Annotated in this window: 18 protein-coding genes and 1 pseudogene; 5 read left to right on the plus strand and 14 right to left on the minus strand. The window is 65.1% G+C overall.

Going from position 1 to position 25359, the window contains the following annotated elements; genetic code table 11:
- Positions 1-180: 180 nt before the first annotated feature.
- The 4 genes from K6I40_RS14705 to K6I40_RS14720 all read right to left on the minus strand — a co-directional run bounded on the left by K6I40_RS14705 (position 181) and on the right by K6I40_RS14720 (position 8131).
- Positions 181-1350, minus strand: coding sequence for a ScpA family protein (locus K6I40_RS14705; protein ID WP_222919778.1), 1170 nt, complete (start codon positions 1348-1350; stop codon positions 181-183).
- Complete coding sequence (gene smc, locus K6I40_RS14710; RefSeq protein ID WP_222919779.1) at positions 1343-4915, minus strand: chromosome segregation protein SMC; 3573 nt, start codon at positions 4913-4915, stop codon at positions 1343-1345. Before smc ends, K6I40_RS14705 begins: the two co-directional genes overlap by 8 nt.
- An 87-nt stretch (positions 4916-5002) precedes the next feature.
- A complete protein-coding gene (locus K6I40_RS14715; protein WP_222919780.1) occupies positions 5003-5317 on the minus strand; it encodes a hypothetical protein in 315 nt (104 codons plus the stop codon).
- Positions 5318-5476: 159 nt separating this feature from the next.
- Positions 5477-8131 (minus strand): PAS domain S-box protein, encoded by a 2655-nt coding sequence (locus tag K6I40_RS14720; RefSeq protein ID WP_222919781.1) that lies wholly within the window; start codon positions 8129-8131, stop codon positions 5477-5479.
- Between the two features lie 325 nt (positions 8132-8456).
- Between K6I40_RS14720 and K6I40_RS14725 the strand changes: the two are divergent.
- Positions 8457-10531 (plus strand): annotated as a pseudogene (locus tag K6I40_RS14725) (AMP-binding protein).
- A 537-nt stretch (positions 10532-11068) separates the two neighbouring features.
- Here K6I40_RS14725 and K6I40_RS28485 read toward each other — a convergent pair.
- The 10 genes from K6I40_RS28485 to K6I40_RS14770 all read right to left on the minus strand — a co-directional run bounded on the left by K6I40_RS28485 (position 11069) and on the right by K6I40_RS14770 (position 21022).
- Complete coding sequence (locus K6I40_RS28485) at positions 11069-11641, minus strand: DUF2182 domain-containing protein (RefSeq protein WP_255682147.1); 573 nt, start codon at positions 11639-11641, stop codon at positions 11069-11071.
- Complete coding sequence (locus tag K6I40_RS28490; RefSeq protein ID WP_255682184.1) at positions 11638-12021, minus strand: hypothetical protein; 384 nt, start codon at positions 12019-12021, stop codon at positions 11638-11640. The genes K6I40_RS28485 and K6I40_RS28490 overlap by 4 nt, the downstream gene beginning before the upstream one ends.
- Positions 11978-13249 (minus strand): hypothetical protein, encoded by a 1272-nt coding sequence (locus tag K6I40_RS14735; protein ID WP_222919782.1) that lies wholly within the window; start codon positions 13247-13249, stop codon positions 11978-11980. Before K6I40_RS14735 ends, K6I40_RS28490 begins: the two co-directional genes overlap by 44 nt.
- Positions 13246-14529: a Glu/Leu/Phe/Val dehydrogenase dimerization domain-containing protein gene (locus K6I40_RS14740; protein WP_222919783.1), complete on the minus strand. Its 1284-nt coding sequence runs from the start codon at positions 14527-14529 to the stop codon at positions 13246-13248. Before K6I40_RS14740 ends, K6I40_RS14735 begins: the two co-directional genes overlap by 4 nt.
- Positions 14530-14696: 167 nt before the next feature.
- Entirely contained in the window at positions 14697-15110 is a 414-nt protein-coding gene (locus K6I40_RS14745) for a PadR family transcriptional regulator (RefSeq protein WP_222919784.1), read from the minus strand.
- 85 nt (positions 15111-15195) lie between these two features.
- Complete coding sequence (locus K6I40_RS14750) at positions 15196-15522, minus strand: hypothetical protein (RefSeq protein ID WP_222919785.1); 327 nt, start codon at positions 15520-15522, stop codon at positions 15196-15198.
- Positions 15523-15709: 187 nt separating this feature from the next.
- Complete coding sequence (locus K6I40_RS14755) at positions 15710-17251, minus strand: cbb3-type cytochrome c oxidase subunit I (RefSeq protein WP_222919786.1); 1542 nt, start codon at positions 17249-17251, stop codon at positions 15710-15712.
- On the minus strand, positions 17248-18822 hold the full coding sequence (locus K6I40_RS14760; RefSeq protein ID WP_255682064.1) for a transporter: 1575 nt from the start codon (positions 18820-18822) through the stop codon (positions 17248-17250). The genes K6I40_RS14755 and K6I40_RS14760 overlap by 4 nt, the downstream gene beginning before the upstream one ends.
- A gap of 2 nt (positions 18823-18824) precedes the next feature.
- Positions 18825-20327, minus strand: a complete 1503-nt coding sequence (locus K6I40_RS14765) for a permease (protein ID WP_222919787.1) — start codon at positions 20325-20327, stop codon at positions 18825-18827.
- 251 nt (positions 20328-20578) lie between these two features.
- Positions 20579-21022, minus strand: coding sequence for a hypothetical protein (locus K6I40_RS14770; protein WP_222919788.1), 444 nt, complete (start codon positions 21020-21022; stop codon positions 20579-20581).
- A 210-nt stretch (positions 21023-21232) separates the two neighbouring features.
- Between K6I40_RS14770 and K6I40_RS14775 the strand changes: the two genes are divergently transcribed.
- The 4 genes from K6I40_RS14775 to K6I40_RS14790 are packed head-to-tail and all read left to right on the plus strand — an operon-like array spanning position 21233 to position 25344.
- The gene (locus tag K6I40_RS14775) at positions 21233-21799 is read left to right on the plus strand and encodes a hypothetical protein (RefSeq protein WP_222919789.1); all 567 of its coding nucleotides are present in this window, start codon (positions 21233-21235) and stop codon (positions 21797-21799) included.
- 50 nt (positions 21800-21849) lie between these two features.
- Positions 21850-22863: a TIGR00341 family protein gene (locus K6I40_RS14780; RefSeq protein ID WP_222919790.1), complete on the plus strand. Its 1014-nt coding sequence runs from the start codon at positions 21850-21852 to the stop codon at positions 22861-22863.
- 22 nt (positions 22864-22885) lie between these two features.
- Positions 22886-24370 (plus strand): hypothetical protein, encoded by a 1485-nt coding sequence (locus tag K6I40_RS14785; RefSeq protein ID WP_255682066.1) that lies wholly within the window; start codon positions 22886-22888, stop codon positions 24368-24370.
- Positions 24367-25344, plus strand: coding sequence for a hypothetical protein (locus K6I40_RS14790; protein ID WP_222919791.1), 978 nt, complete (start codon positions 24367-24369; stop codon positions 25342-25344). Before K6I40_RS14785 ends, K6I40_RS14790 begins: the two co-directional genes overlap by 4 nt.
- Positions 25345-25359: the final 15 nt, after the last annotated feature.

The raw sequence follows: 25359 nt of genomic DNA on the forward strand, positions 1-25359 counted from the left end.
TCTCCGGTCGCGCCTCGCGGACAGCGCGCACTACCGCATACCGGTTGCACAATCCGAAGTGATACCGTGATCTCCTGAAAATCCCGTCGAGACGTGAGGCGACCGCCGTGTAGAACGGCTACTACGAGCTGTGACTTCTATCGGCTACTCGAGCCGAGCGACGACAGTCGAGACAATCACTCAGCTGGCGACTGCTTCGCTCGTGTCCGACGCCACTGCGTCGTCTCTGATCCAGAGATCGCCGAACAGTTCGTCCTGCTCGAGGGTCACTCGGCCTCGATGGGCCAGGAAGAGGAGGGCGAGATAGGTCATCACACGAGAGCCACCGACGTCGTCGATCTCGGCGTACAGCACCTCGTCGCGCCCGTTCTCGTAGTGGACCTCGAGTTCGGTTTCGACGTCGTCGATAACCGCCTCGATGTCCACCTCGTGAGTCGTGTGCGTGACGTCGTCGCTTGTCGGCTCGTCGTCAACCCGGAAGTCGTCGCCGGAGTGGTAGTTCAGCTCCTGAACGCCGCGGTCGTACCCCTTTGGCGAGTCGCTTGTGTCGTAACTTCGGGACTCCTTCCACCATGTGCCCCGTTCGGCGGACCGGAGCTCTCGAACGAGCTCGTCCAGCGTCTCCGGTTTCCCGCGGGCGTGCTTGCGCTCGAGGCGGCGCTCCATCTCTTCCTCGAGGTTCTCGACGGGATCGAACCCGGGCGGATACTCCCGCTCATCGTCGCCCGCCGCGTCCATCGCCCCGTCTTCGGCGAAGGGCGCTTCCCAAGGCGGGAGTTCCTCTTCGTCCGGCTCGTCGGTCGCGAACAACTCGTCGCTTTTCATCCGTAAGAGGACGCTCGCGTAGAACAGCGCCCGTCCGGACGTCCGCAGATCCACGTCCTCGATCGCCTCGAGAAACGTGTCCGTAACGTCGACGATGTCGATGTCCCACGGGTCGATATCGCCGTCCTTCGCGAGTTGCACGAGCAGTTCGACGGGTTCGACTTCGTCCTCGTCTTCCGCACCGTCGGCCGTCTCGATGTCCGTGAACTCGAGGATAGACTCACCGGACTCGTCCTCGCGGCCCTTGTCGCTCCCTGCGCTCGCGCCCGACTTCGGCTCGAGAACGGAGCCCGGCGATGACTCGCTCGGACGCTCCCGCTCGTCATGGCCGGTGATATCGAGGGGAATGTCGTCGCCGCCGTCGGTTCGTAGGTCGCTGTCGACGGCTCGCGGCTCACTCCTATCGCCGCTCGCTTTGTTCGAGGGCTCCTGCGTCGCCTCTGGTTCTTCGGAGCCCTCGCTGTCTCGCGGGTCGCTTCGCTCCCCGCTCGACATATCGGAGCCGCGTAGCGGCTCCCTAGTCATCAGCAGGAACCTCCCCACTACTCAGATCGATCCCGGTCACCGCGCTCACGTTGTCCTGTTGCATCGTCACGCCGATCGCCCGCTCGGAGCGGTCGAGCATGGCCGAGCGGTGGGAGACGACGACGAACTGGGCGTCGCCGGCGAGTTCCTCGACCATCTCGCCGACCCGTTCGGCGTTGACCGCGTCGAGGAAGGCATCAATCTCGTCGAGTGCGTAGAACGGGGCCGGGTTGTGCCGCTGGATCGCGAAGATGAAGGCCAGCGCAGTCAGCGACTTCTCGCCGCCGGACATGGCGTCTAAGCGCTGGATCGGCTTGTCGCCCGGCTGTGCCTTCATCGTCAGCCCGCCGTCGAACGGGTCCTCCTCGTTCTCGAGGTGCAGCGACCCGGTCCCCTCCGAGAGCTTCTCGAAGATTTCGGTGAAGTGGGAAGCGATTGCATCGTAGGCGTCCATGAACGTTTGCTTCTTCTGGGACTCGTACTGCTCGATTCGGTCGCGGATGCCGTCGGCCTCCTCGACTAACGTTTCCTTCCCCTCCTCAAGGTCGTCGAGATCGCTGCGGACCTCGTCGTACTCGTCGATTGCGAGCATGTTCACGGGCTCCATCGCTTCCATGTCCGACTGCAGGTACTCGATCATCTCGAGGACGGTCTCGTGGTCGGGCACGTCCTCCGGATCGTAGTCGCCGACCTCGGACTCCAGCGATTCGATCTCCCACTCGAGGCTGTTCGCACGTTCGCGTGCGTCCTCGAGTTTGCTTTCGACGGCGTTGACTCGGTCTTGCTGCTGGTCGCGGTTCGTCCGGGCCTCGGAGAGCTCCTCCTTGAGGTCACTGCGTTCGGCTTTCAGCTCCGTGAGTTCTTCTTCGAGTTCCGCAACGGCCTCACGTTTCTCCTCGAGCCCCTCGCGTTTCGTCTCGATATCCGCCTCGTACTCCTCGATCCGGTCTTCATGCTCGGCCGTGCGGTTCTGGGCGGCCTCAATATCGTCGTGGAGGTCCTCGATGGCGTCCTCGGCGTACTCCTTCTCGAGGCTCAACTCGTTGAGTTCGGTGTCGAGTTCCTGAACCCGGTCTTCGCGTTCGTCGATCTCCGCCTCGAGTTCCTCGATCTGGTCGGTCAACTCAGGGATTTTCGAGTCCGCGAGTTCGGTTTCGAGCTCGTCGATCTCGCCCTCGAGTTCCTCGACCGTCGCCGTCTTCGCCTCGATCGCCGCGGAAATCTCGTTCATCCGCTCGTCGACGGATTCCCGCTCCTCGCGGAGTTCCTCCAAGCCCTCTTGCAAGTCCTCAATCTCTGCCTCGATGGCCTCGCGCTCGTCGTCGAGCCCCTCGAGCTCGGACTCGATCGAGCGGACTTCGTCGGCCGCGTCGCTCTTGCGATCGCGAGCGTCGTCGAGGCGCTCCTCGACGCCGCGGAGTTCCTCGCGGAGGGATTCCCGCTCCTCTTGCAGTTCCGTGATCTGTTTGGCGACGCGCTCGAGTTGGCCCTCGCCGCCGCCGGTAAAGGAGTACCGCGAGCCGCCGCCGGAGCCGCCGGTCATCGCACCGCTCTTCTCCACGAGGTCGCCATCGACGGTGACCATCCGGTAGTCGCCCATGTACGAACGGGCGGTCTCGATGTCCTCGACGACCAGCGTATCGCCGAGGACGTAGGAGAAGACGCCAGCGTACTCATCGTCGAAGTCAACAAGGTTGTACGCGAAGCCGACGACGCCCGGATCGCTTGGAGCCGATGACAGCCGGCGCTGGCTCATGTCCGTCAGCGGCAGGAAGGTCGCTCGGCCCGCGTTGCGCGACTTGAGGTGCTCAATACACTGCTGGCCGATAACGTCGTCGTCGACAACCACGTTGGCCAGCCGGCCGCCCGCGGCGGTCTCGCAGGCGGTCGCGTACTCGCCGGGGACGGTCCCCAGTTGTGCGACCGCGCCGTGAACGCCGTTGATTCCCGAATTGAGGATCGTCGTCACCGCACGACCGAACGAGGAGTCGCCGCTCTCGCCGGCGTTGGCCTCGAGTTCGGCGTACTCCTGTTGTTTCGCCTGGATTTCGTCGTCGAGATCGTCGACATCGGACTGGAGCCGGCGCTTCTCGCCTTTCAGGTCGTCGACAACCTCCGCGATGTTCGCGCGGTTCCGCTCGGCCTTCTCCAGTTCTCGCTCTAAGTCGCTTCGCTGGCTCTCGAGTTCGGGGATCGATTCGCGTTTCTCCTCGATGGTCCCCTCTTTCTCCTCGATGGCGTTCGAGCGCCGTCGAGCCTCGTCGAGCAGGCGGTCTTGCTCGCGCTGGAGGTCGTTCTTCTCGGTCTTCGCTTCCTCGAGTTCGTCTTTGTGCTCCGCGAGGTCGGCCTTGAGCTCGTCGAACTCGGTGTCAACAGCCTCGATCTCGGCCTCGAGTTCGTCGCGCTCTCGCTCGCGTTCCTGAATCTCGCTCGTGATCGAGGCCTTCTCGAGTTTGTGCTCGCGCATTTCGTCCGCGAGGTCGTCAATCGTCTCCTGCTTGCGGTCGATCTGGACGAAGGCTTCGCGGCGCTCGGACTCGGCGTCCTCGATCGCCTCCTCGCTGGCCTCGATCTTGTCCTCGAACCGCGAGATCTCTCCTTTGATCTCCTCGATTTCGCTTTTGATCCGGAGCTGTTCATCCTCGCCCTTGCGCTCGATCTCGGCGTTTAAATCCTCGAGATCCTCCTGTAAGCGCACGACTTTGCCTTCGCGCTCGTCGAGTTCGCGCTGGAGCTCCCGAAGTTCGTCTTCGAGGTCATCGACCTCGTCTTGGACGGCGTCGAGTTCGGCGCGTTTCTCCTCGAGTTCGCTGGCTTTCTTGTACCCCTCGTACTCCTCTTTCTCGCGGCGGAGCCGCCGGTACCGCATGGCTTCCCGGCGTTCGTCCGCGAGCTGGTTGAGCCGATCGCGTTTCTCCTCGATGCGGAGTTCGGCCTCGTCGATCCGTTCTTGAACCGTCTCGAGTTCCTCGAAGGCGTCTTCTTTCTTGGCGTCGAACTCCGCGACGCCCGCGATTTCGTCGATGATCTCCCGGCGGGCGTAGGGCGTCATATTGATGATCTCGGTGACGTCGCCCTGCATGACGACGTTGTACCCCTCCGGCGTGATGCCCGCCTGTGCGAGCAGGTCCTGAATGTCCGAGAGGTTGACCGAGCGGTCGTTCAGGTAGTAGTAGGAATAGTAATTGTCCTCGGTCTCTTTGACCCGGCGACGGATACGAATCTCGTCGATATCGCCGATGTCCTCACTCCCCGCGGCGTTGACGACCTGCGAGCGCTCGAGGGTGCCCTCGGAGTTGTCGAGGATGACCTCGACGGTCGCCTCGCGGGGGCCACTCGAGGTGTCCGCATCCTCGTCACCGGGGTTGTAGATAAGGTCGGTCAGCTTCTCGGCGCGGATCCCGCGGGTCCGGGCCAGCCCGAGCGCGAAGAGGACGGCGTCGATGATGTTCGACTTGCCGGAACCGTTCGGGCCCGTTACGACCGTGAAATCCTCGTAAAACGGGATCTTCGTCTTTCGGCCGAAGCTCTTGAAATCGTCGAGGACGATCGCCTTGATATACATCTTGTTGCGAGACCTCCGTATAGCCAGCAGCCGTCAATCGGGGTGAAGTTACCATCCGCGTTTCCCCGCTCACGGCGTCATCCGCAGTTATGCAACAATGATGTCGTCGCTACCTGAGTCTTCCGCTTCGTCGCCAGCAGTCTCCTCTTCGCTCTCGGCGTTGGCCGCTGCCTCGGCAACTTCATTGGGTTCGGCTTCGGGTGTTTCGTTCTCGTTGACCGTCGTCGTTCCCGTCTCTTCGCCGCGGCGTTCGGGAACGCGCGTCGGCGTGTCGGCATCGAGCTCCGCCTCAAGCACGCGGATCCGCTCTTTTGCCTCGATGAGTTCGTCCGTCAGGCCTTCTACCGTCGACTCGAGTTCCGCAACCGTTGATTCGAGCTGCTCGACGCGATTGTTCGACATATCCGCTAGGGGTCCGTCTGGCCACATAAACGTACGTCAGACTAGCATAGGTTATTTATATTTAGTACGTTACCGGCAGTGACCGACTCACTCGAGACGGGCGGCAGTTTCAGTGTCCGTCAGGCGGGTCCGCGTAGCTAGAAGCCTGTCGTGGTCGTGTCACTGCGCGGTGTTCTCCGCTACGGGCAGCGTGAACGAGAACGTCGCCCCTTCACCCGGTTCGGAGTCGACCCATATTTCTCCGCCGTGGCGTTCGATGATCCGCTGGCAGAGGGCAAGGCCGATCCCGGTACCCGAATAGTTCTCCCGACTGTGGAGACGCTGAAAGACTTCGAACACGCGGTCCTGATCCGCGGGATCGATCCCGATGCCCTCGTCGTGGACCGAAATCGTCCACTGTTGTCCGTGGCGCTCGGCGTCGACGGAAATCCGCGGTGGCTCGTCGCCGTTGTACTCAATCGCGTTACTCAGGAGGTTCTGGAACACCTGCCGCAACTGGCTGGCGTCACCATCGACGCGGGGCAGGCTCTCGGTCTCGATGTCTGCGTTCGTCTCCTCGATCTGGAGCCGTAAGTCCGCCAACACGCTCTCGAGGACCGAATCGAGGTCGATGGGTTCGAGCGGGTCTCCTTGCGTCTCGACTCGAGAGTACGCCAGTAGCCCCTCGATCATGTCACGCATCCGGTCGGCACCGTCGACCGCGAATGCGAGGAACTCCTCACCGTCCTCGTCGAGTTTGTCGGCGTAGCGGTTCTCGATGAGCTGGAGGTAACTCGAGACCATCCGCAAGGGCTCTTGTAGATCGTGCGACGCCGCGTAGGCGAACTGCTCTAAGCGCTTGTTGGACTCCTCGAGTCGCGAAATCGTCTCCTCGAGTCTGCTCTGGTACTCCTTCCGTTCGGTGATGTCGTGGGCCATCGTCACCCCGGCGAAGACGTCGCCCCGGTTATCGGTGATCGGGACCGTGTAGATCACCCACTCGCGGTCAGCGTACTCGAGTTCGACCGATCGCTCCTCGCCCTCGAGTGCGGCTCGGAGCACCGGTTCGAGCACGTCGCTCGTCTCGTCAGGCCAGACATCGTCGAATTGTTCTCCCTCGGCTTCCGCCGGGTCCACCGGTATCTTGTCGAAGCCCTGCCCCGCCGCCAGCGTGTACTCGAGGTCGTGGTCGAATAGGGTGACGATCCCGTTCGGGAAGTGCTCCGCGAGGGTGCGGTAACGCTGTTCGGACTCCTCGAGTTCGCGTTCGCGTTCCCGGCGCTCGGTGACGTCGCGGAAGTACACCGAGATACCGGTCTCGGAGGGATAGAGGTTCGCCTCGACTCTGAAATCGAGCGTGTCGTAGTAGAGCTCATAGCTGGTCTGCTCCTGTGTTTCCAAGGCCGTGTGGAAGGCGTCCCAGACCGGGTCGATCTCGTGTAGGTCCGGAAATACGTCCCAAAGTCGCTCCCCGAGGAGTTCCGCCTCGGAGTGCTGGAGGAGTTCCGCAGCGCGGTCGTTGACGTGCGTGAACCGGTACTCGTCGTCGACCGCGTAGAACGCGTCGGAAATCCGCCCGAGGATACGCTGGAGTTCGCTTTCGAGTTCCTGCTCGCGCTCCCACCGATCCGTCATATCACGGGTCACTTTCAGATAGCCCTGATGGGTTCCGTCGTCGTCCCGAACCGGCGTGATCGTGACGTTCGCCCAGAACCGCGTGCCGTCCTTACGGACGCGCCACCCCTCGTCCTCGACGGAGCCGTTCTCGAGCGCCCGCTCGAGGTTCCGTTCGGGAACGTCCGCCGCTCGATCCGCGTCGGTGTAAAACGCCGAGAAGTGTTCGCCGATGATCTCCTCGCGGTCGTATCCTTTGATCTTGTGTGCGCCCCTGTTCCAACTGATGACGGTCCCCGCCGTATCTAACCGGAAGATCGCGTACTCCTCGACGGCGTCGACCAGCGACTGAAACGCATCTTCGCTCTCCTGAAGGTCCGCTTCCGACTGCTTCTGCTCGGAGATGTCGTAATAGAACTCGACCCGTCCACCAGCGAACTCGCCCGATTCGATTGATTTGCTCTGGTACCTGAGCCAGCGGTCCTCGTAGTCATCCCCGTCGCCGACGACCCGACACTCGAAGTGGTCGACGTAGCGATCGTCATCGTACGACGACAGGACGGTCGCCGCGAACGAGCCGGGGTCGGCGAACCGGTGTTTGAGATCATCGTCGACCACCGTATGGTTGTTTCGCCCGATGAGGGCCGCTCGATCGAGGTCGAAATATCGTTCGATCGTCTCGTCGGCCCACTCGATTTCGTACTCCTCGTCGAGGACGACGACGCCGATGTCGGCCTCGTCGATGATGCTGGTGATCGATTCATAGGATGCCACTGCCGATGTGAGCGTGTCCTGTCGACGGTGTTTCTCGGAGCGATCGCGAGCGACGCCGATGGTCCCTTGGAACTCGCCGTCCTCGACCAACAGATTGACGCGCAGTTCGCACGGAATCGTGTCGTCGTCGACGGTTCGAACGGCGAGATCGAAGGTCGCGATATCGTCGTCGTCGTTCGCCTCGATCTGGCTCGCGACTTCGCGTTTGATACGGTCGATATCGTCGTCCCCGAGCACGAGCGAGATGTGCTCGCCGAGGAGTTGCTCGCGCGTATAGCCGGTCGTCTCGACGATAACATCATTGACCGCAACGAAGTGCCCGTCGGCATCGAGCTGGTAGATTCCGTCGTCGATCGTGTTGACGAGCGTCCGATAGCGGTTGAGCGCGACATCGTCGTCGACATCCCCCCAGAATACCGCATTGTCCGCGTCCGCTCGAGTACTCATGTCGTCTTGATACCCACTGAGTAGCAAAAAACCCTTGCCGCTCGCAAGCAGCGTCTCGCCCGCTCGAGACGGTCGTCACCGTTTCTGGACGGCGGCTCGAGCCCTTGGTCGATGGGGGAGACATCAGAGAGGGCGCCAATGACGGTCGAGATCCGTCATTGAGCGAGTCTCAACGAGGCGACCGTCGGTTGTCTGCTCGGCAGTCTTGTGCGACGGCGCTGTCGGAATCGATCGATGTGGACTCCGTCCGATATCGCCGATCGGGAACGACACCCTGGGGTGACCTGTTGTTTGATGGTGGCATGTCTCTTACCACCAAGTAAGGATGGCGAGAAACACTAGTCCTAGTCTCGAGGACATCGACGAGATCGCTCACGAGCCCAGCCAGGAGTTCGTCGAGTCCACGAACGTCTATGACTTCATGCAGGAGTACGGTATCGACGACTACGAGGAACTGATCGAACGGACGACGACGGATCTCGAGGGCGAGCCCGACAGCGGCGTCGACTGGTTCTGGGACGAACTGGTCGACTACCTCGGGATCGAGTTCTATGAGGCGTACGACGAGATCCGGGAGGATAGCGAGGGGCCGCAGTTCACCGACTGGTACCCTGGCGGTGAACTCAATATCGCCCACAATGTCGTGGATCGCCACGCGGCCGTTGACGAGGAGCGACGAAACAAGGTCGCGACCATCTGGGAGGGAGAACACGGAGAGATTCGGGAGATAACGTACCACGAACTCCACCGGCAAGCGAATCAGGTCGCGAACGCACTCGCGGAACGCGGCATCGGAACGGGCGACACCGTCGGGCTCTACATGCCGATGGTACCGGAGGTCGTCTCGATCCTCTATGGCTGTTTCAAGGTCGGCGCGATCGCGGTCCCGATCTTCTCGGGCTTCGGCGTCGACGCGGCCGCCACCCGGATCGCGGATTCGGCGTGTTCCGTGCTCTTTACCGGCGACGGCTTCTACCGCCGCGGCGACCCGATCTTTCTCAAGTCCGCGGCCGACGAGGCGATCGCAGAGGCCGGCCACGTCGAGCAGACGATCGTCTTTGATCGGCTTGGCTCAAGCGCCAAGACGAGCGAACACGAAATTCCGTGGACAGACGACCGCGACGAGTGGTGGGACGACGCCGTCGAAACGCAGGACGACGAGTACGAGACGAAATCACTCGACTCGAGCCAGGAGTCGATGCTGCTCTACTCGTCGGGCACGACTGGGAAACCAAAAGGAATCGTTCACACACACGCAGGCATCCAGGTCCAGTGTCCCAAGGAGGTCTATTTCGGGATGGATCTCAAACCCGCGGATCGCTTTTTCTGGGTCTCGGATATCGGCTGGATGATGGGCCCGTGGAGCCTGATCGGCACCCACACGTTCGGCGGGACCGTCTTCATGTACGAGGGCGCGCCCGACTACCCCGAGCCCGATCGGTTCTGGGAGATGATCGACCGCCACAACCTCACCCAGTTCGGCATCTCACCGACCGCGATTCGTGCGCTCCGAAAGCACGGCAAGCGTCAGACGACGTCTGACGGGCCAGCCGGCTCCGCCGGAGTTGGAAAGGACAACTGGCTCGAGGGCCACGACCTCTCCTCGTTGCGGATTCTGGGCTCGACGGGCGAACCCTGGGACCCCGAGTCCTGGCACTGGTTCTACGAGACCATCGGCGGCGGCGAGTGCCCGATCATCAACATCTCTGGCGGCACCGAAATCTGTGGCTGCTTCCTGATGCCGATGCCGACGGAACCGCTCAAACCCTGTACGCTCGGCGGTCCCGGTCTCGGGATGGATATCGATATCGTCGATCGCGAGGGAACTCCATCAGAGAGGACAACGAGCGCGGCTACCTCGTCGCTCGAGACTCCTGTCCGTCGATGACCAAGTCGCTGTGGTCGGGCGACGAGCGCTATCTCAACGAGTACTGGTCGACCTTCGAGGACATGTGGAACCACGGCGACTGGGCCCAGAAGGACGCGGACGGCTTCTGGTTCCTCCACGGTCGGGCCGACGACACGCTCAACGTCGCCGGGCGTAAGGTCGGTCCGGCGGAGGTCGAAGGCGCGCTCATCGACCACGAGGCCGTCAACCAGGCCGCCGCCATCGGTGCGCCCGACGACACCACTGGGACTGCCGTCGTCGCCTACGTCGTCCTCAAGGAGGGGGTCGAGGAAACGGACGATCTCCGCGAGGAACTGCGCGCTCAGGTCGGCGAGGAACTCGGGAAACCGTTCCGCCCGCGCGAGGTGCTGTTCGTCGACGAGTTCCCCAAAACGCAGTCCGGCAAGATCATTCGGCGGGCCATCCAGGCCACCTATACCAACGAGGACCTCGGTGACATGAGCAGCATCGAGAATCCCAAAGCGCTCGAGGAACTCGAGGACGCGCGATAGAACTGGGGTCGCAGGAATTCAACCGCGCCGTAGACACCGGGTCGCCGTCCTGTTGACGGGCTGGTCTCTCCCGACGGTGTGGGGAATCGTTATACTCTGGGAGGAGGGGGCGTTCTAGTATCTGATTCGGGCTGCCCCGCATTGACCCAGCACTTTTCACGCCCTCGTGCAACGGTCCGCAATTAGTCTGGTGAGTGAGCATGGCAACTACATCGAAGAAAGGGACTGGAGCGGGTCGAGCCTCGTCGCGGGCTCACCGACGAGCAAGCCGACGATCGATCCCAACACGAACGCCGCGCCGATTCGGTAGACGATCGGGACCGAGCGGTATCGTTGCCAGAACAATTAGCGGTGCTTGTTGCCATTTAACACGCCTTCTCGTCTATCGTATCGCAGTTCAAAAACGGGTGACCGTCGTCGGAAACGCTTCCGATACCGACACCGCTGTGGCGGACGAACGGGATGTGAGTGCCCGAGTACGATGACCGAGACGAGCGCAGTGAACCGGGCGCTCCCAGTAGTGAGTTGGACCCGAGATCAGAGACCTGGAACACCGAACAGGAGCGTGAACGCGGCGGCTCCGAGCAGTACCACGCCCAGAGCAATAGCGACGTCCTCGCCGTCGGGAGCCAGCCGTTCGAGCGAGACGACGAGCGTCAGGCCGACCATCACGAGGGGATTCATCGTACCCAGCACAACCATGAGCGCGAATAGCGGCCAGGTACAGGTGACGCAGTTCACAGCGTACTCGAGGCCGTCGCGAGCCATGTGGGTGGCTGCGGGACGGTGCGGGACGGACCGACAGCAGCCACACCGCTCGAGGACGTCGCGTTTCAGCGACGTGAACTGGTAGCCGCCGGCGAACGCGAGCAGCCCGCCGACCACGAACGTGCCGACGCTGACGCCCAGTACCGTCGCGGTCAGTAGGCCGTGAATCGAGACGAGGAACTCGATCGCCAGCGGGACTGCGCCGACCAGCGTCCAGACGAGGCCGTACGCCCCGAGGAACGCGGCGATCGAGGGGAGGAAGACGGACGGCTCGTCGCACAAGACGTCCCGATACCGACGAACGGCGGGGACGAGCGCCGGGAGCATCATCGCCAGCATCATCGTCCCCACATGAGGAGGTACGCCGCGACGCCGGCAAATCCGTTCGCCGCGGCCAGCGCCTCGGGAACGCCGGGAGCGCGCATCGGTGCCTCGAGTCCGGCCGGGGCCGGTCCGAGCCCGGGGAGCCATTCCTCGAAGAGGACGAGCCACAGCAGGGCGGACAGCGAGAGGACGAGCGTGTCCGCGACCGGGAGGGTGTCGAAATCGATACGATCACTGAACGGGAATGTATTATCGAAATCATCGGGTGCGCAGCGGGACGGTCGACGGGCTGTCAGTTCGATTCGGAGTCGGCCCCGGAGACGGGGTGTTGGCCGTCGCAATCGCGGTGGCAGGTTACGGACTTCTGTCGCTACCGTTCGACCGATCTCGTCGATCACGCTCGAGGATGGCACCGCCTGCGCCGACGGCGACGTCAACGGAGACGGTCGCCAGCCCGTCATCGACGTCGGCGCTCGAGCGGGCGAGCGCAAGGTCCAGCAGCGACTGTTCGGTGGGAGCCTCGAGTTCGGTCCAGCGGACGCTCTTCTCGCGTTCGTAGATCCGGCCACCGGTCGCGACCGCAATCGCGTCCGTTCCGACCGACCGGATCGCCTGAAGCGCCCCCTGCCCGACGTAGAGCGGAGTCCAGTTCTCGCACTTGGGGTCGTACCGGTAGGCGATTCCGTCGGCACCGGCGATGAACACGGAGCCGTCGTCGGCCCAGATGTCCTGGAAGTCGACCTGTGCGTTTCGGACGCCGATCCGCTCCCACTCGTCTTCCGGATCGCTGTCCGTGGGTTCAGTATCCGCTGGCTCGCCGTCTCTGGGACCGCTATCCGTCGAGTTGTCAGTTGCGGCGTCGCTGTCCGCCGACTCGTCGTTCCGGGATTCGAAGTAGGCCCCACCGCTCGTGTCGACGGCGTAGAACCCGTCCGGCCCCGCCGTCAGGCCGGGGATCGTCGACCCGCCGCCGGGTTTGACTACGTCACCCCAGACTGGGCACCCGTCTTCGACGAGACAGTCGAGGACTTCCCCGGAGCCGTTCGCGACCCGTACCCGCTCTTCGCCGGTCGAACCGGTGACGGCGATCGCCTCCCAGGTGCTCGTCTTCTCCATCGGCGCGGAGTAGTCGCTGAGGTGGCCGTCGGCCACGTCATAGTAGCCGAGCGCGCCGCTATCGCCGGCGAACCAGAGCCGGCAGTCGTCGTCGGTCGTCGCGATAGATCGGAGGGTGTTCTCCGAGACGCCCGGCCCGCGCTCGAGGAGGACGCGCCACCCCTCAGCGGTCCGGTGGAGCAAGAGCCCACCTTCGCCGCAGGCGTAGGGGCCGTCCTGTCCGTGAGCGACGCCGTGGAGCGTCCGCGATGTCGGCGACTCGACCGCCGACCAGCCGCCTCGCTCGTCATCGCTCTCGTCGCCAGCTTCGTTCCCGGTCGGCCGTTCGTCGGCGCGCTCGCGCTCGTCGGAGCGGGGTTCACCCTCGGTCGCGGACCCACCGTTGGACCGCCGCGTTCCCTCGGCGTCGCCGTTCCCGCTGGGTTCGTCGCCCTCGTCCGCTACCACCGGGCTGACGCGCTGGAGCCAGTCGATCGCGTCGGACAGTGACTCGTCGAACCGGTCGATCATTGCACCACCTCGTGTGCCGCTGCGACTCGCGAGACGCCGACGCTGTAGGCGGCCTCTCGCCAGCTCAGTTCGCACCGCTTGCGGCGGTCTCGAACGTCATCGACCGCGTCCGTGAGCGCGTAGCCGAACTCGTTGCTCACGCGGGCGTCGCTCTGTCGGTCGCGACCGACGCTCCGGACCCACTCGAGGTGGGCCGCGATCATCGTCCCGGCCGTCGCCAGCACGTCGGGAATGACGGCGATATCGCGGTCTTCAAGGGCGCGCTGGCCGCCGGGGGTTACACTCCCTGTCGCGCCTTCGACGACGAGATCGGCCTGAATCGCGTCCGCGTTCTTCGCGGTCACCACCGTCGCGGGTGCCGAAAGGACCAGCGCGTCGACGTTCCGTTCGAGGACGTTCCGGGTACCGATCATCTCTCCGTCGTCGTACTCGGCGAGCGCTCCCGGCCGCTCGAGATAGCTCGGGGCGAGGTCCGCGTCGAGCCCGTCCTCGTCGTCGGGAGCGGTGAGGCCGGCCTGATCGCTGCACATCGCGACGACGGTGCCACCCCGAAACTCGAGCAGGCGGGCGGCCGTCGCGCCGAGGGGGCCGGTACCGTAGACGGCGATCGTCGCGTCGGATAGCGACCGGTCGCGGTCCGTCTCGAGGACGTCCTGTGTCACGTGGGCGATGCTCTGCCCACTCGCCCGGGTGATCTCTCGGAATCCACCGATTGCCGGCGGTTTGCCGGCGACCGTCGCGTTGCGCGGACCGTCGACACGGTCGGCGACGGCGTCGGCAAACTGCGCCATCGTGCGCTCGTCGGTCCCAACGTCCGGGACGAAGACGTCGCTGTCGGGACCAACGCCGGTAACGCTGGCCGCGTAGGATCGGGTGAGGCGGACGCGTTCGTCCCGCGAGAGGGTCGCCGGATCGACCGCGACCCCGCCCGCCGCGCCGCCGAACGGGATTCCTGCGAGCGCGGCGCTGACGGTCGTTGCGGCCGCGAGCCCGGCGCAATCGTCACCGGTTAGCCCAGGGGTATATCGATGCGGTCCGACGTACGGTCCGCGAACGCCGTCGTGGCGGACACGGTAGCCATCACAGGTGCCGAGCGTGCCGTCGTCGCGCTCGAACTGGACCGTGATCCGCTGGCGGTGACGCGGATACAGGAGTCGCTGCTCGATCTCGTCTGGAAGCGAGAGCCGCCGCGCGGCGGTCATCGCGTACGTCCATGGGGCGTCGAGATCGGGATCTGTCCGACTCTGTTCGTCGTTGGCAGGATCTGTGTCTGTTGTCATCGTGAATGGATCGGGTCGTCAGTTCGGCCGACCCGTTCGGTCAGTCGACCGAACCCATCGGTCGACCTCGAACCGGTCGGTTAAGCCGGTTCACACGGTCGAGTTGCGGCGCTGATTCGAGTAGCCGTCCGCGACCGCTACCCGGTGCGAACGCGGACGGCTGACGCTCATGGGCAGTCGCAAAAGAGACAGCGCCGCTCCCACTCGTAGTGTTCCTCGAGGCGCTCGTTGCCGCGCGTACTCGGCCGATAGGCATTGGTTCGGCCGTCGAGAGGATGTTTCTCGACATACCCTTCTTCGATGAGTTCCGCCAGGTTCTGGTAGAGCCGTCCCTGGGTGATCTCATCGTCGTAGTAGTAGTCGAGTTCGTCCTTGATAACGAGGCCGTGCGGATTGCGGTCCGCGAGCATCCGAATGACGAACAGCTGATCTCGCTTAAAGCCGGTCAGGTTCGTCAACGGCTGAGGGTCTGTGCCGTCGTCCGTCGCCGGGTGCTCGCCGTCGTCGGGAAGCGGCTCGTCACTGTCGTTGGGACTCGATTCGTCACCGCCGTCAGTGTTCGGTGGGGTGTGATTGGACATCGGTTCGTCATCGGCGGCGGAACCGCCGAAACTACGCGCGGGGATCGAACCCGCAGCCGGCCAGATCCGAGCGTAGCGAGCGGCGTCAGGGGCCGTATTCCTTCCGGTGTTCTCGGTAGAGAATGGCGAGGAAGGCCCCGAGCGGAAAGAGTCCGATAATGACGAGTAACAGCCCGACAACGACGGTTCCGGGCAGTTGAACGCTCGCGACGAAGTAGGCCATGACTGCGATCGCGGCCGCGATCAACAGCGCCACGCTCGAGACCACGAGGCCAAAGCTCAGCTTTCGGAACTGCCACGTGAGGTTCTCCGAGCGGTTCAGCAATCGAATCAGGACGACGACCGGCGGAATCGTCAGGGCGATCAGTTGCAGGAGCATCAGTGCGACGTCAGTACTGGCAGTCGTTGACATGGTTTGACTTTGGGTGCTACGTAGGTGGTCGGATCGCGCGCAACTGCGACAATCAGTGGGCAATACGACTGAGTACGGTCGGCTCTCGGTGCGATCGAGACGGTCAGCCGTCGATTCGGCTGGTCGATAGTCGGATTCCGTCCACCGGCCGCGCGGGCGGCGAACCCGGCCGTGTCGGAAGCCGGCTCTACCGCCATTCGCGCGTGTGAGAAGGGGCACCCTCGAGGTCCCACGGATCGTCGGGGGCCGGTTCGCCGACCCACAGCGACCGGCCGAGGGCCAAGAGGAAGACAAGTTGGCCGGCGGCGATGACGTACGCGCCGACGGTCGCGAGTTGGTGGAGGGGCGCGTACGCCGCTGGATAGGTCGCGACGCGCCGGGGGAGCTGTGCGAGCCCGACGAGCAGGAGCGCACCGAAGGTCACGGCGACGCCGACGACCGTGAGCCAGCCGTGTAAGCGGGCGAGCCCCGGCTCGAGCCGGCGACCGGTCAGGAGCGGGAACCAGTAGTACGCGCCGGCGACGAGCGCGAGCCCGACGAAGCCGGCGAGCAGCAGGTGGAAGTGGGCGACGACGTAGTAGGTCCCGGTGTAGCGGATGTTGATCGGCACGGCGGCGAGGAAGACACCGGTGACGCCGCCGACGACGAAGAAGCCGACGGCGGCGAGGGTCGCGAGCATGGGGGCAGTGTATCGAATTGAGCCGCCCCACAGCGTCACGAGCCAGGTACAGAGTTTCGCCGAACTCGGCAGGGCCACCGCCAGCGTGGAGAGCATGAAGACCGTCCGAACGGATGGGCTCATCCCTGTCACGAACAGGTGGTGACCCCAGACGGTGAACGAGACGACGCCGATCGCGAGCGTCGAGTACACCGACGATCGACGGCCGAACAGCCGCCGCCCGGCGAAGCGTGGCAGAACGTGGCTGACGATTCCCATCGGCGGCAGTACCAGCACGTACACCAGCGGATGGGCGAAAAACCAGAACAGGTGTTGCCAGCCCAGCGGCCCGCCACCGCCGACGACGAACGCGGTTCCGAGCGACCGGTCGGCGAGTAACAGCGCGACTGTCACGGCTAGCACCGGGAACGCGACCACTGCCATCGCGCTGGCCGTCAGTACCGTCCAGGTGAACGTATCGACGTCGAGCCACCGGATCCCGCGACACTGCAGGACCGTGACGGCGAGGTTCCCCGCCGTCACCGCGGTCCCGACCGCGACGAGCAGGAGGCCGACGAGCAGCGCGTCGACCGCGGGATTAAGTGACAGAACGCTTAGCGGCGGGTACAGCGTCCATCCGCTCGCGACCGGCTCGAGCCCCGCCAATCCGAGAATGCCGCCGATGGTACCCGCTCGAATCGCCAGCGCCGCCGGTACCTGCAGCCAGAACGCCCAGACACCGAGCATCGGAAACGCGGTCCCCTCGGCCTTGATCAGCGGCGGGACGGCGGCGTACGCGAACCCCCAGATCGCCGGCAGTACGAACAGGAACAGCATCGTCAGCCCATGGGTCGTGAAGAACGCGTTGTAGGTCTCAGCCGTCCAGCGGTCTAGTCCCGGCGTGACGAGTGCCGTTCGGAGGAACAGGGCGTCGAGCCCACCCCACAACCCCATCACCAGCGCGAACACGAGGTGCCAGCGGGCGATCCGCCGATGATCGACGCTCGAGAGGCCCGCAAGCGAGCCGCTCGCCTCCTCGAGTGCGCGTCTGGGCGTGGACGATCGCGTCATCGGTCCCGTCCGAACGAGAACGCGCGACCCAGTTCACGGACGCCGAGCAGGCCGACCGTCGACGCAAAGGTGAACGCTACGAGGGGATTGATCGCGTACAGCAGCCCACCGACCAGCGGCGCGGGGACGACGGCAATTCGAACCGCCGTCCGGATTTCGTCAGGGAGCCGCGGGCCGGGGATCGGTGCCGCTTGAGCGCTCGTGCCGACGGTCGGTCGGAGCGGCTCGATCGCGGTGCGACAGCCGAGCAACCCGAACAGAACGGCGACGACGCCGGCGCTGGCCGGTGCCGCCACGAGCGCTATCGGGAGCAGCGAGACGACCGCGAGGCCAACAGCGAGGAGTGCTCGACGGTCGACGCGTGCGGCGAGCGCCGGGAACGAAACCGCGCCGGCGATTGCGCCAACGCCCTCCGCGAGGACGAACAGCCCGAAGACGGCGGCTGGCGCGAGCGAGAGTCCGCCGATTGAGAGGACGATCGATCGGTACTCGACGACCAGCAGGACCAGAAACGGCGCAATTCCGGCGATTGCAACCCGAACGAGCGCGTCGCCGATGACAGCCCATCGACGGCGGTCTGGTAACCGCGAGACGGCGCGCCGGACGACCTCGAGCGACGGATCGTCGTCCGTCGCTGCGCCGTCCGCTCGCCCCTCGCTCTCCGATCGGTCACCGAGGAGCAGCGATCGATCGCCGAGGGTTCCGCGCGCGACCGCGCCAACGACCGCGACCGCGGCACCGGTGGCAGCGACGAGCGCGAAGCCCGCATGGACGGTGTCGACGCTCGCGACGGCCGTCGTGGCGAACACCGCTGCAGCGACGACGCCGAGCGCTCCGAGGACGATGTGCGTCCGCCGGTCGGGAACGACCGCTCGCCGGTTCGATCGATCGGGGTCATCGTCGGCGGCGTTCGAGGGTGGTGGCGTCGCGCGGCTATCGGTGGGCCACAGCTCCCGAGTAGGACCGCGAACGTGCCACACCTGAAGGAGCACGATACCGACCGTGAGCCAGCCGAGCGCCGACAGGGGGGTCCCCAGCAGCGAATCGATCGTGGGCGCGCCCGCCCAGGCGAGCAGGCCGACCGCGGCGAGCAGTGCTGACAGCACCGCGACCGCCGCCGTTTCGAGGCCTGACGTCGCGTCGCTATCGATCGAGCCGCTCGAGTATTCGGAGACGGCGACGGTCAGTCCGAGGCCGAGACTCACCAGAGAGCCGACGACGATTGGCCCGTAGCCGAGCGCGGACAGGAACTCGGGGAGGTAGCGTTCGGCCAGCCGAACCAGCCCGTGTGTCGACACGAGCGTGGCGAGGCAGATGAGTCGGACTGGATCGCTCCGTTCGACGGTATCTATCGATCGTGGGGTCATGGGTACTTGGAACAGGGAATCGGCTGGAGTTGCGGGCGTCTCGAGTCGTCGGTTGGCGGCTGTAATGCGGTCGCCGCGAGTCGTGGGAAGCGACGTCTGCAGGAGTGCCCGCGCGGCGACGCATCGCGGGTGATTGCTGTCTTCGGACAGCCACCGCTGGATGGACGGATGGGACGTGATGAGAGTCGGGCTTGACCGGCGCAAAATCACTTCAGCCCGCGGTCCTCGAGCGCGTAGGCGATCCGCTCGAGGGCCTTGTGGGCGTGATAGAGGACGCCGGCGACGTGGGGTGCGAGCCGGTTACCGAGTCGGGCACGCTGGTCCGGCTCGAGGGCAACGTAGACCTGCACCGCGAGGATCGGGACGGTGACGGCGTTGAGGAGGGCCGTGTACGTCCCGGGGACGGTGCCGCCGGCTGCGCTCACGGGCGGGATGAGCCCGAGCCCGCCGAACAGCAGTTGGACGGCGAGACCGGCAGTCACTGCTGCGAGGAAGAACGCAACGAAGATCACGGCAGCCATCCGGGCCCCGTAGTAGCGGCGATAGGCCTGAACCAGCGGGAGGATCAGCAGGTCCGCGAAGATGAACGCGAGGACGCCGCCAAAGGAGACGCCGTTCTGCCAGAGGACGACCCCGAAGGGGACGTTCCCGACCGAACAGAGGAAGGTGACGACGCCGACGACAGCACCCAGGATGACGTTCGAGACGAGCCAAACGACGCTGCCCTCGGCACCGACGCCGAAGACGGCTGTCCACCAAGCGTTCGGCACCAGCGCGGCCAGCAGGCCGGCGATGAGAAAGCCCAGCAGGATGTCCCGCCAGAGCATGTCCCACTCGCGGATCGTATTCGCGGCCGCCGCCTGCCAGCGGTCGCCCGAGAGAAGTTCGGGACCGGCGGTGACTGCCTCTCGGTCAGTCGCCGGATCGTACGCGCCCCGACAGCCCTCACAGCAGAAGTACCGCCGTTCGCCATCGACCTCCCGTACGATCGTGTCCTCGTCGGCCGGATCCGCACGCATGCCACAGGTGGCACACTCGGTCTCCTCGAGCGCCCGGGCGTGCTCTCGTGCGCGTTCGATCCACGCCTCGGGGACGAACCGACGGTAGACGATCGCGAGGACGATGATCGCCACGAGGCCGCCGACGATCTCGGCGACGGCGAACTGCCAGCCCAGCAGGAGCAGAACGACCAAGGCGAGTTCCAGCACGAGATCCGTACTCGCGAACTGGAACGCACCCAGGCTGGCCGCGGCCGAGGCACCCTTCGTGAACAGCGACCGGGTCATCGAGACTGCCGAGAACGAGCAGCTCGAGGACGACGCGCCGAAGAACGAGCCGTAGGCGACGGCTCGCCAGCTGTCGTCGCCGAGGTAGCCAGTGATCTGGTCCTCGGAGAGGAACTCTTGGATCGCGCCGGAGAGCGTGAAGCCGAGCACGAGCGCCCACCACGTCTCCCAGGCCATCTCGAACGCGATGATCGTGCCCTCGACGATGGCCAGCAAGAACGCACCGAACAGTCCGACGAGCCGGGCTGCGAGATCGAGTCCGCCGTCGTTCGGGACGACGATCCCGGTGCTAGCTAGCTGCCCTCCGATCGAGACCGGACGGCCCTGTCCGTGCTCGATCACCGTCAGGGCCAGCGAGGCGAGCGGTCGTCCCTGTAGCGCGAGGCTGGACGCGTCGGTCATGGGGTGGAACGCTGAGAGCATAGTGGGAGCGCGAAGTGATCGTCGAGGACCGAAGGAAGCGGGGCGTCCGACCACGGCCGTCGATCGGACAGTGGCGGCTATGCTGTCGGGCCGGGAGATCATCCGCGCCGGGGGCGCGTCGTCCGGGCCAGCCAACAGTCATAACCAATAGTCTGTACCCTATAAAATAGGCGAAACCTAGAGGATGTGGACCGAGTGAGCGACGAGTCGGGGCCGCTTCGTTCACGAGCCGCGGCTCGCCGAATCGGTCTTCAGCGGGTCAACAACCCGATCGCACGGTGGCGATTGTAGAGGTAGGCGATACAGACCGCCACGGTCGACAGGAGAAATGCGAAGACGGCGATCGCAATCGCGATTCCGAATCCGGCCGCCAGCCCGGAGAGCACACCGAGAAGCAGCGGTGCAGCGACCGCTGCCCCGACGTAGATCTGCCGGTCAGGCGACCATGTGTCGGTTTCGTCCGCGACAAATTCGACGTCGCGCCAAATCGCGGGGAGCGTGACGGCTCCCGCGGCGGCGATGGCGATCAGGAGAGCGACGCTCCCCAGGCTCGAGGCCAGCACCGAGCCACCGCCGGTGAGGCGAGCGAGCGAGACGATCCCGAGCAGACTCAGGACGGGATAGCCGATTAGGACGTACCAATACCACGGCGCGCGATCGGTCGGATCGACGGCTGTGAGATCACCGCGTGACATGACGCATCCGCCGTATGGACTGCCCCTTGATAAGGTGTCTAGATTCATAATATAATCGCACAAAATAACCGAGAAATACGCCTATAGCAAGCAATGGGTCCGGATCTTTATTCTAAATACTCTCAGTATTGTGTCACCTTATGGCGCTGGCACCGCTATCCCGGTGTACCCGGTCGGACCGCGCTGACGGTTCGATCGACCCCCAGACAAATGATCGGTGAACACGCATTCTGTCCGACCAGCGGTGCATCTCTCTCACGAGAGGTTCACTATGACGAACGCGGCCGTCCGGAACGCGTTCCACAGTCCGACGACCTCTCGCCGAACGCATCCCTCGACGCCCCGCTCACGATGGGGAAACGTCGTTCCTCGAGGCGCGCGCTCACGACATACTTCCGGCGGTGTCACCGCCGACACGCCGACGCGAACGACGACCTCTACTGTCACGCCGCGCTCTTGCTCGCCCGACTCAAACGAGCGGCGACGGGTTGCCAGGAGCGCGACGTCATCGTCTGGTACGCGCTGGGCGAACGGCTGGCCCGCGACGGATTCAGCGTGACCTGGATGACATCCCACGCCGAACCGCGGTGTCCGGAGTGTGGCGGCCGGTTGACGTACGTCGCGGGGCCCGACGGACCGATCGGTCACTGTGGCGGCTCGTGCCACGGGACCCGTGACGATCGGCTCACAACGATCCGGGAGACCGTCTGCTCGCTGTTCGCGCGAACCTTCCCCGACGATCCGACCCCAGACTCCGATGCACTCACACTACTGTGATCGACCGCGACGGGTATCGCCGGTCTACCCTTGCAACGGGAACGTCGAATATGCGACTCCTGACGGTTCTCACCGCCTCGCAGTCGAACACCGACGAGGTCACGGCCATCATCGAGCGCCACGATCTCGAGTACAGTCTCACCGACCACACGGACGGCGAATGCAGGACGATCACCGTCCCTGCTCCCGCACACGCGGTCGAACCGCTGGAGGACGATCTGGCAACGGTCACTGGCGACGTCACTGTTGTCGTCGAGGAACCGATGGCGATCGTCGGGAGCGACTGGGACGACTCACCGCTCGACCGGCGACGCGAGTGGCTCTCGTTCGAACGCATCTCGCGGAGCGAGCTGCGATCGAAGGCCCAGTCGCAGTTGCCATCATTCGTCATCTTCGCTGCGATGACGGCGATCAGTGGCGTCGTCGCCACGACCGGCGTCCTGCTGGATTCGCTGGCGGTCCTGGTCGGCGCGATGGTGATCGCACCCCTCCTGGGGCCGGCGATGGCCTCGAGCGCCGCAACTGTCCTCGACGAGCGCCGGCTGTTCGTCCGCGGGGTCAAGCTCCAGCTCGTCGGGATCGGCGTCGCCATGACGAGCTCCCTCGCCTTCGCGGCGTTCGCGCGGACATCAGCGGTTATCACGGCCGCGGTCGACCTCCAGGCGAGCCTCGGACTCGGCAGCCACGGCCTGCCGCCGTCGCTGCTCGTGACCGTCGCGGTCTGCTCGGGCATCGCCGCGGGACTCGGGATGGCGACCACCGGCATCACGGATCTCATCGGCGTGATGATCGCGGCCGCGATCATGCCCCCAATCGGCGTCGTCGGTGTCGGCGTCGCCTGGACCGAACCCACGGCAGTCCTCGGCTCGCTCGTCGTCGTCGCGGTCAACGTCATCGCGATCAACGTCGGCGCGATCGCGACCCTGTGGACCGTGGGCTTTCACCCTTCGGACCGCTCGCGCATCCGAACGACCAGAGGTGCCATCCTCCGGCGAGTCGTCCTGCTGACGGCGCTGCTACTGGTCGCGATTCGACTCCTCGAGGTCGTCTCCGACGGCCTCTGACCCATTCCGACACTCAACACTCATGACTGACGACCCCCCACAGTCCGATTCCGAACACGGTCACGATTCGTCCCCACCTCCCGAGGCAGGAACTACCCCCGGTTCCGAGGCGGCCGGAGAATCCGGCCGCTCGAGCGATGACTCCGACGACCGAGCCAAACGGACCGATAGCGGTCCCTCGAGCGTCACCGAGAACGCCGGTACCGATGTCCCCAGTGACGGCGACGACCGCATTGGTGACGGCCGCGATAGCGACGACCACGATACCGAGAACGAGTCCTCGCTCGGTCTCTCCCTCGTCGGCTACGTGCTCCGATTGACGGCCGCCGCGCTGGTGGTCAGCGGCCGCCTCCTCTGGACCGGCGTCCGGATTGGTTTCCAGTACGTCACCGACACGCCGTCGCGTCGCCGGGGCCAGCGATGGCTCCTGCTCGAGGGTGATCGGCGGGTTATCGTCGGCGGATTCGTCGCCGGCATCTTCGCCATCGCACTCCTCCTCGGCGTGAGCGACGTCATCGGCGTCCGGGAGAGCCGGTTCGTCACGACGATGTTCAGTACGATGATCGCGGGGCTGTTCTCGTTCATCCCGATCGTCGTCGCGGTCAACCAATTGATCATCTCCCGGCTGTTCGGGACGCCCGATCGACTCACCGACCGCATCGACGGCGTTCAGGAGTTTCGCAGCCGCGTCGAGACCCAGACCGAGGGCGACGGCGTCAGCCCAACCGATCCCGCCCCCTTCCTCGCTCGGCTTGCCGGTACGCTCGGAAGCCGCGCCGACGAACTCGCGACCGAGTGCGGGGACGCGGATCGGCCGACAGACGACAGTAACGAGCGCAGTCGAACGGGCGTCGATCGGCCCGACGAGACACCGATTTCCGCCCTCGAGTCGATCTGTGGCTTCGCCGCGCGAACCCGCGAGCACACCCGCGACCTCTCCGCGCGGCTCACCGGCGAGACGACGTCGGTGTTCGCCGTCGTGCTCCCGACAATCGACCACGACTACGCCGGCGCTGCGAACGAGGCGCGACGGCTCGAGCAGCGGTTCGACGAGCAGCTATCGGGTCGAGCGGCGTCGCTGCTCTCGGAACTCCGGGAACTGTTCGTCACTGCGGACGCGACGCGACAGTACTTCACGACGATCTACCTCCAGCGCGAACTCGCGCGACTATCGCGGCTGATCACCTACAGCGGCACCGCCGCGATCTTGCTCTCGACGCTGGTCATTATGATCTACGCGAGCGGCTACCCGCCGGTCGCCTTCGAGGGGTGGCTGCTCGTGCTCGTGAGCCTCGCGCTCGCGGTCGCGTTCAGCCCGCTCGCGGTGCTGTTCGCGTACGTCGTTCGTATCTCGGCGATCCTCAAACGGACCTCCGCACCGGGTGCATTCACGCCGCCGGGTGAGTACCACCGGACGAACGACGCGCGAGGCACGGTCCGACGGGCCGATTCCGATCGACCGAACCGGACGAACGACGCCGAATCTCCGGCGCGTGACGACGAATGACGACCGACGGCCGCCACACGTCCCGTCGCGCCTTCCTCGCAATGGTCGGCACCGCAGCCGGGTCGCTGTCGCTCGCGGGCTGCATCGATGCCGACAGCGAGTGGGTCCCCGCCGACGTTCCCACCGACGCGACACTGTACGACGTCGTGACGACCGCCGACGGAGCGTACGCCGTCGGCGAAAACGGAACCGTCCTCGCCCGCGATGGCGACGAGTGGACCGTCCGCCTCGAGCACGGCCTCGGCGGACGGGGCGATGGCCTGCGCTCCACGGCGGTCACGAGTAACGGACGAGCGATGTGGGTCGCCGGCGACAGCGGCGCGCTCGGGCTCTACGACGTCGTCGCCGACCGCGCCGTCGATTTCTCGGCTCCGAAGGAGAAGACGACCTCCTGGACGGCGATCGCGGCCGCCGGACTGGCCGGCGACGAACGACTCACAGCGATCAACAGCTCCGGCGAACTCCTTCGAGGTCGGCGCGACGGCGCGGACGTCGCGTGGGGCGACGTGACCAAGCCCGGCAGCGGCTCGAGCGTCACCGATATCGACCTCACGCCGCTCGGGTACGGCTACGTCGTCGACACCGACAGCGGTGTCTTCGAGTCTCGAGACGGCGGCGTCTCCTGGACTCGCATCGGGCTCGAGGGAGCGGGAATCGACTTCGCAACGGTCGCGGCGACGGATAGCGGTCATGTTTCAGTCGCCGGCGGGAACGGCGTCGTCTACGCATACAACGGCGTCAACTGGTCGCGAACGACCCTCGGCGAGCAGCCGATTGCAGCGCTCGCGCGCGACCGCGACACCGCGTTGGCGGTCTCGTCGGCGGGGGTGATCTACGAACGCGGCTTCGACGGCTGGACCGAACCCGTGGCGCTCGAGGCAGGGAACGAACTGCTCGCGGTCGCGCTCGGGACCGCTCGATCGCCGCAACTGGTCGTCGGCGAGTCGGGGACGGTGTTCGAACGGCGATACTGACGGACCCCGAGACTC

This window comes from Natrinema sp. SYSU A 869, from assembly GCF_019879105.1.
GTDB lineage: Archaea > Halobacteriota > Halobacteria > Halobacteriales > Natrialbaceae > Natrinema.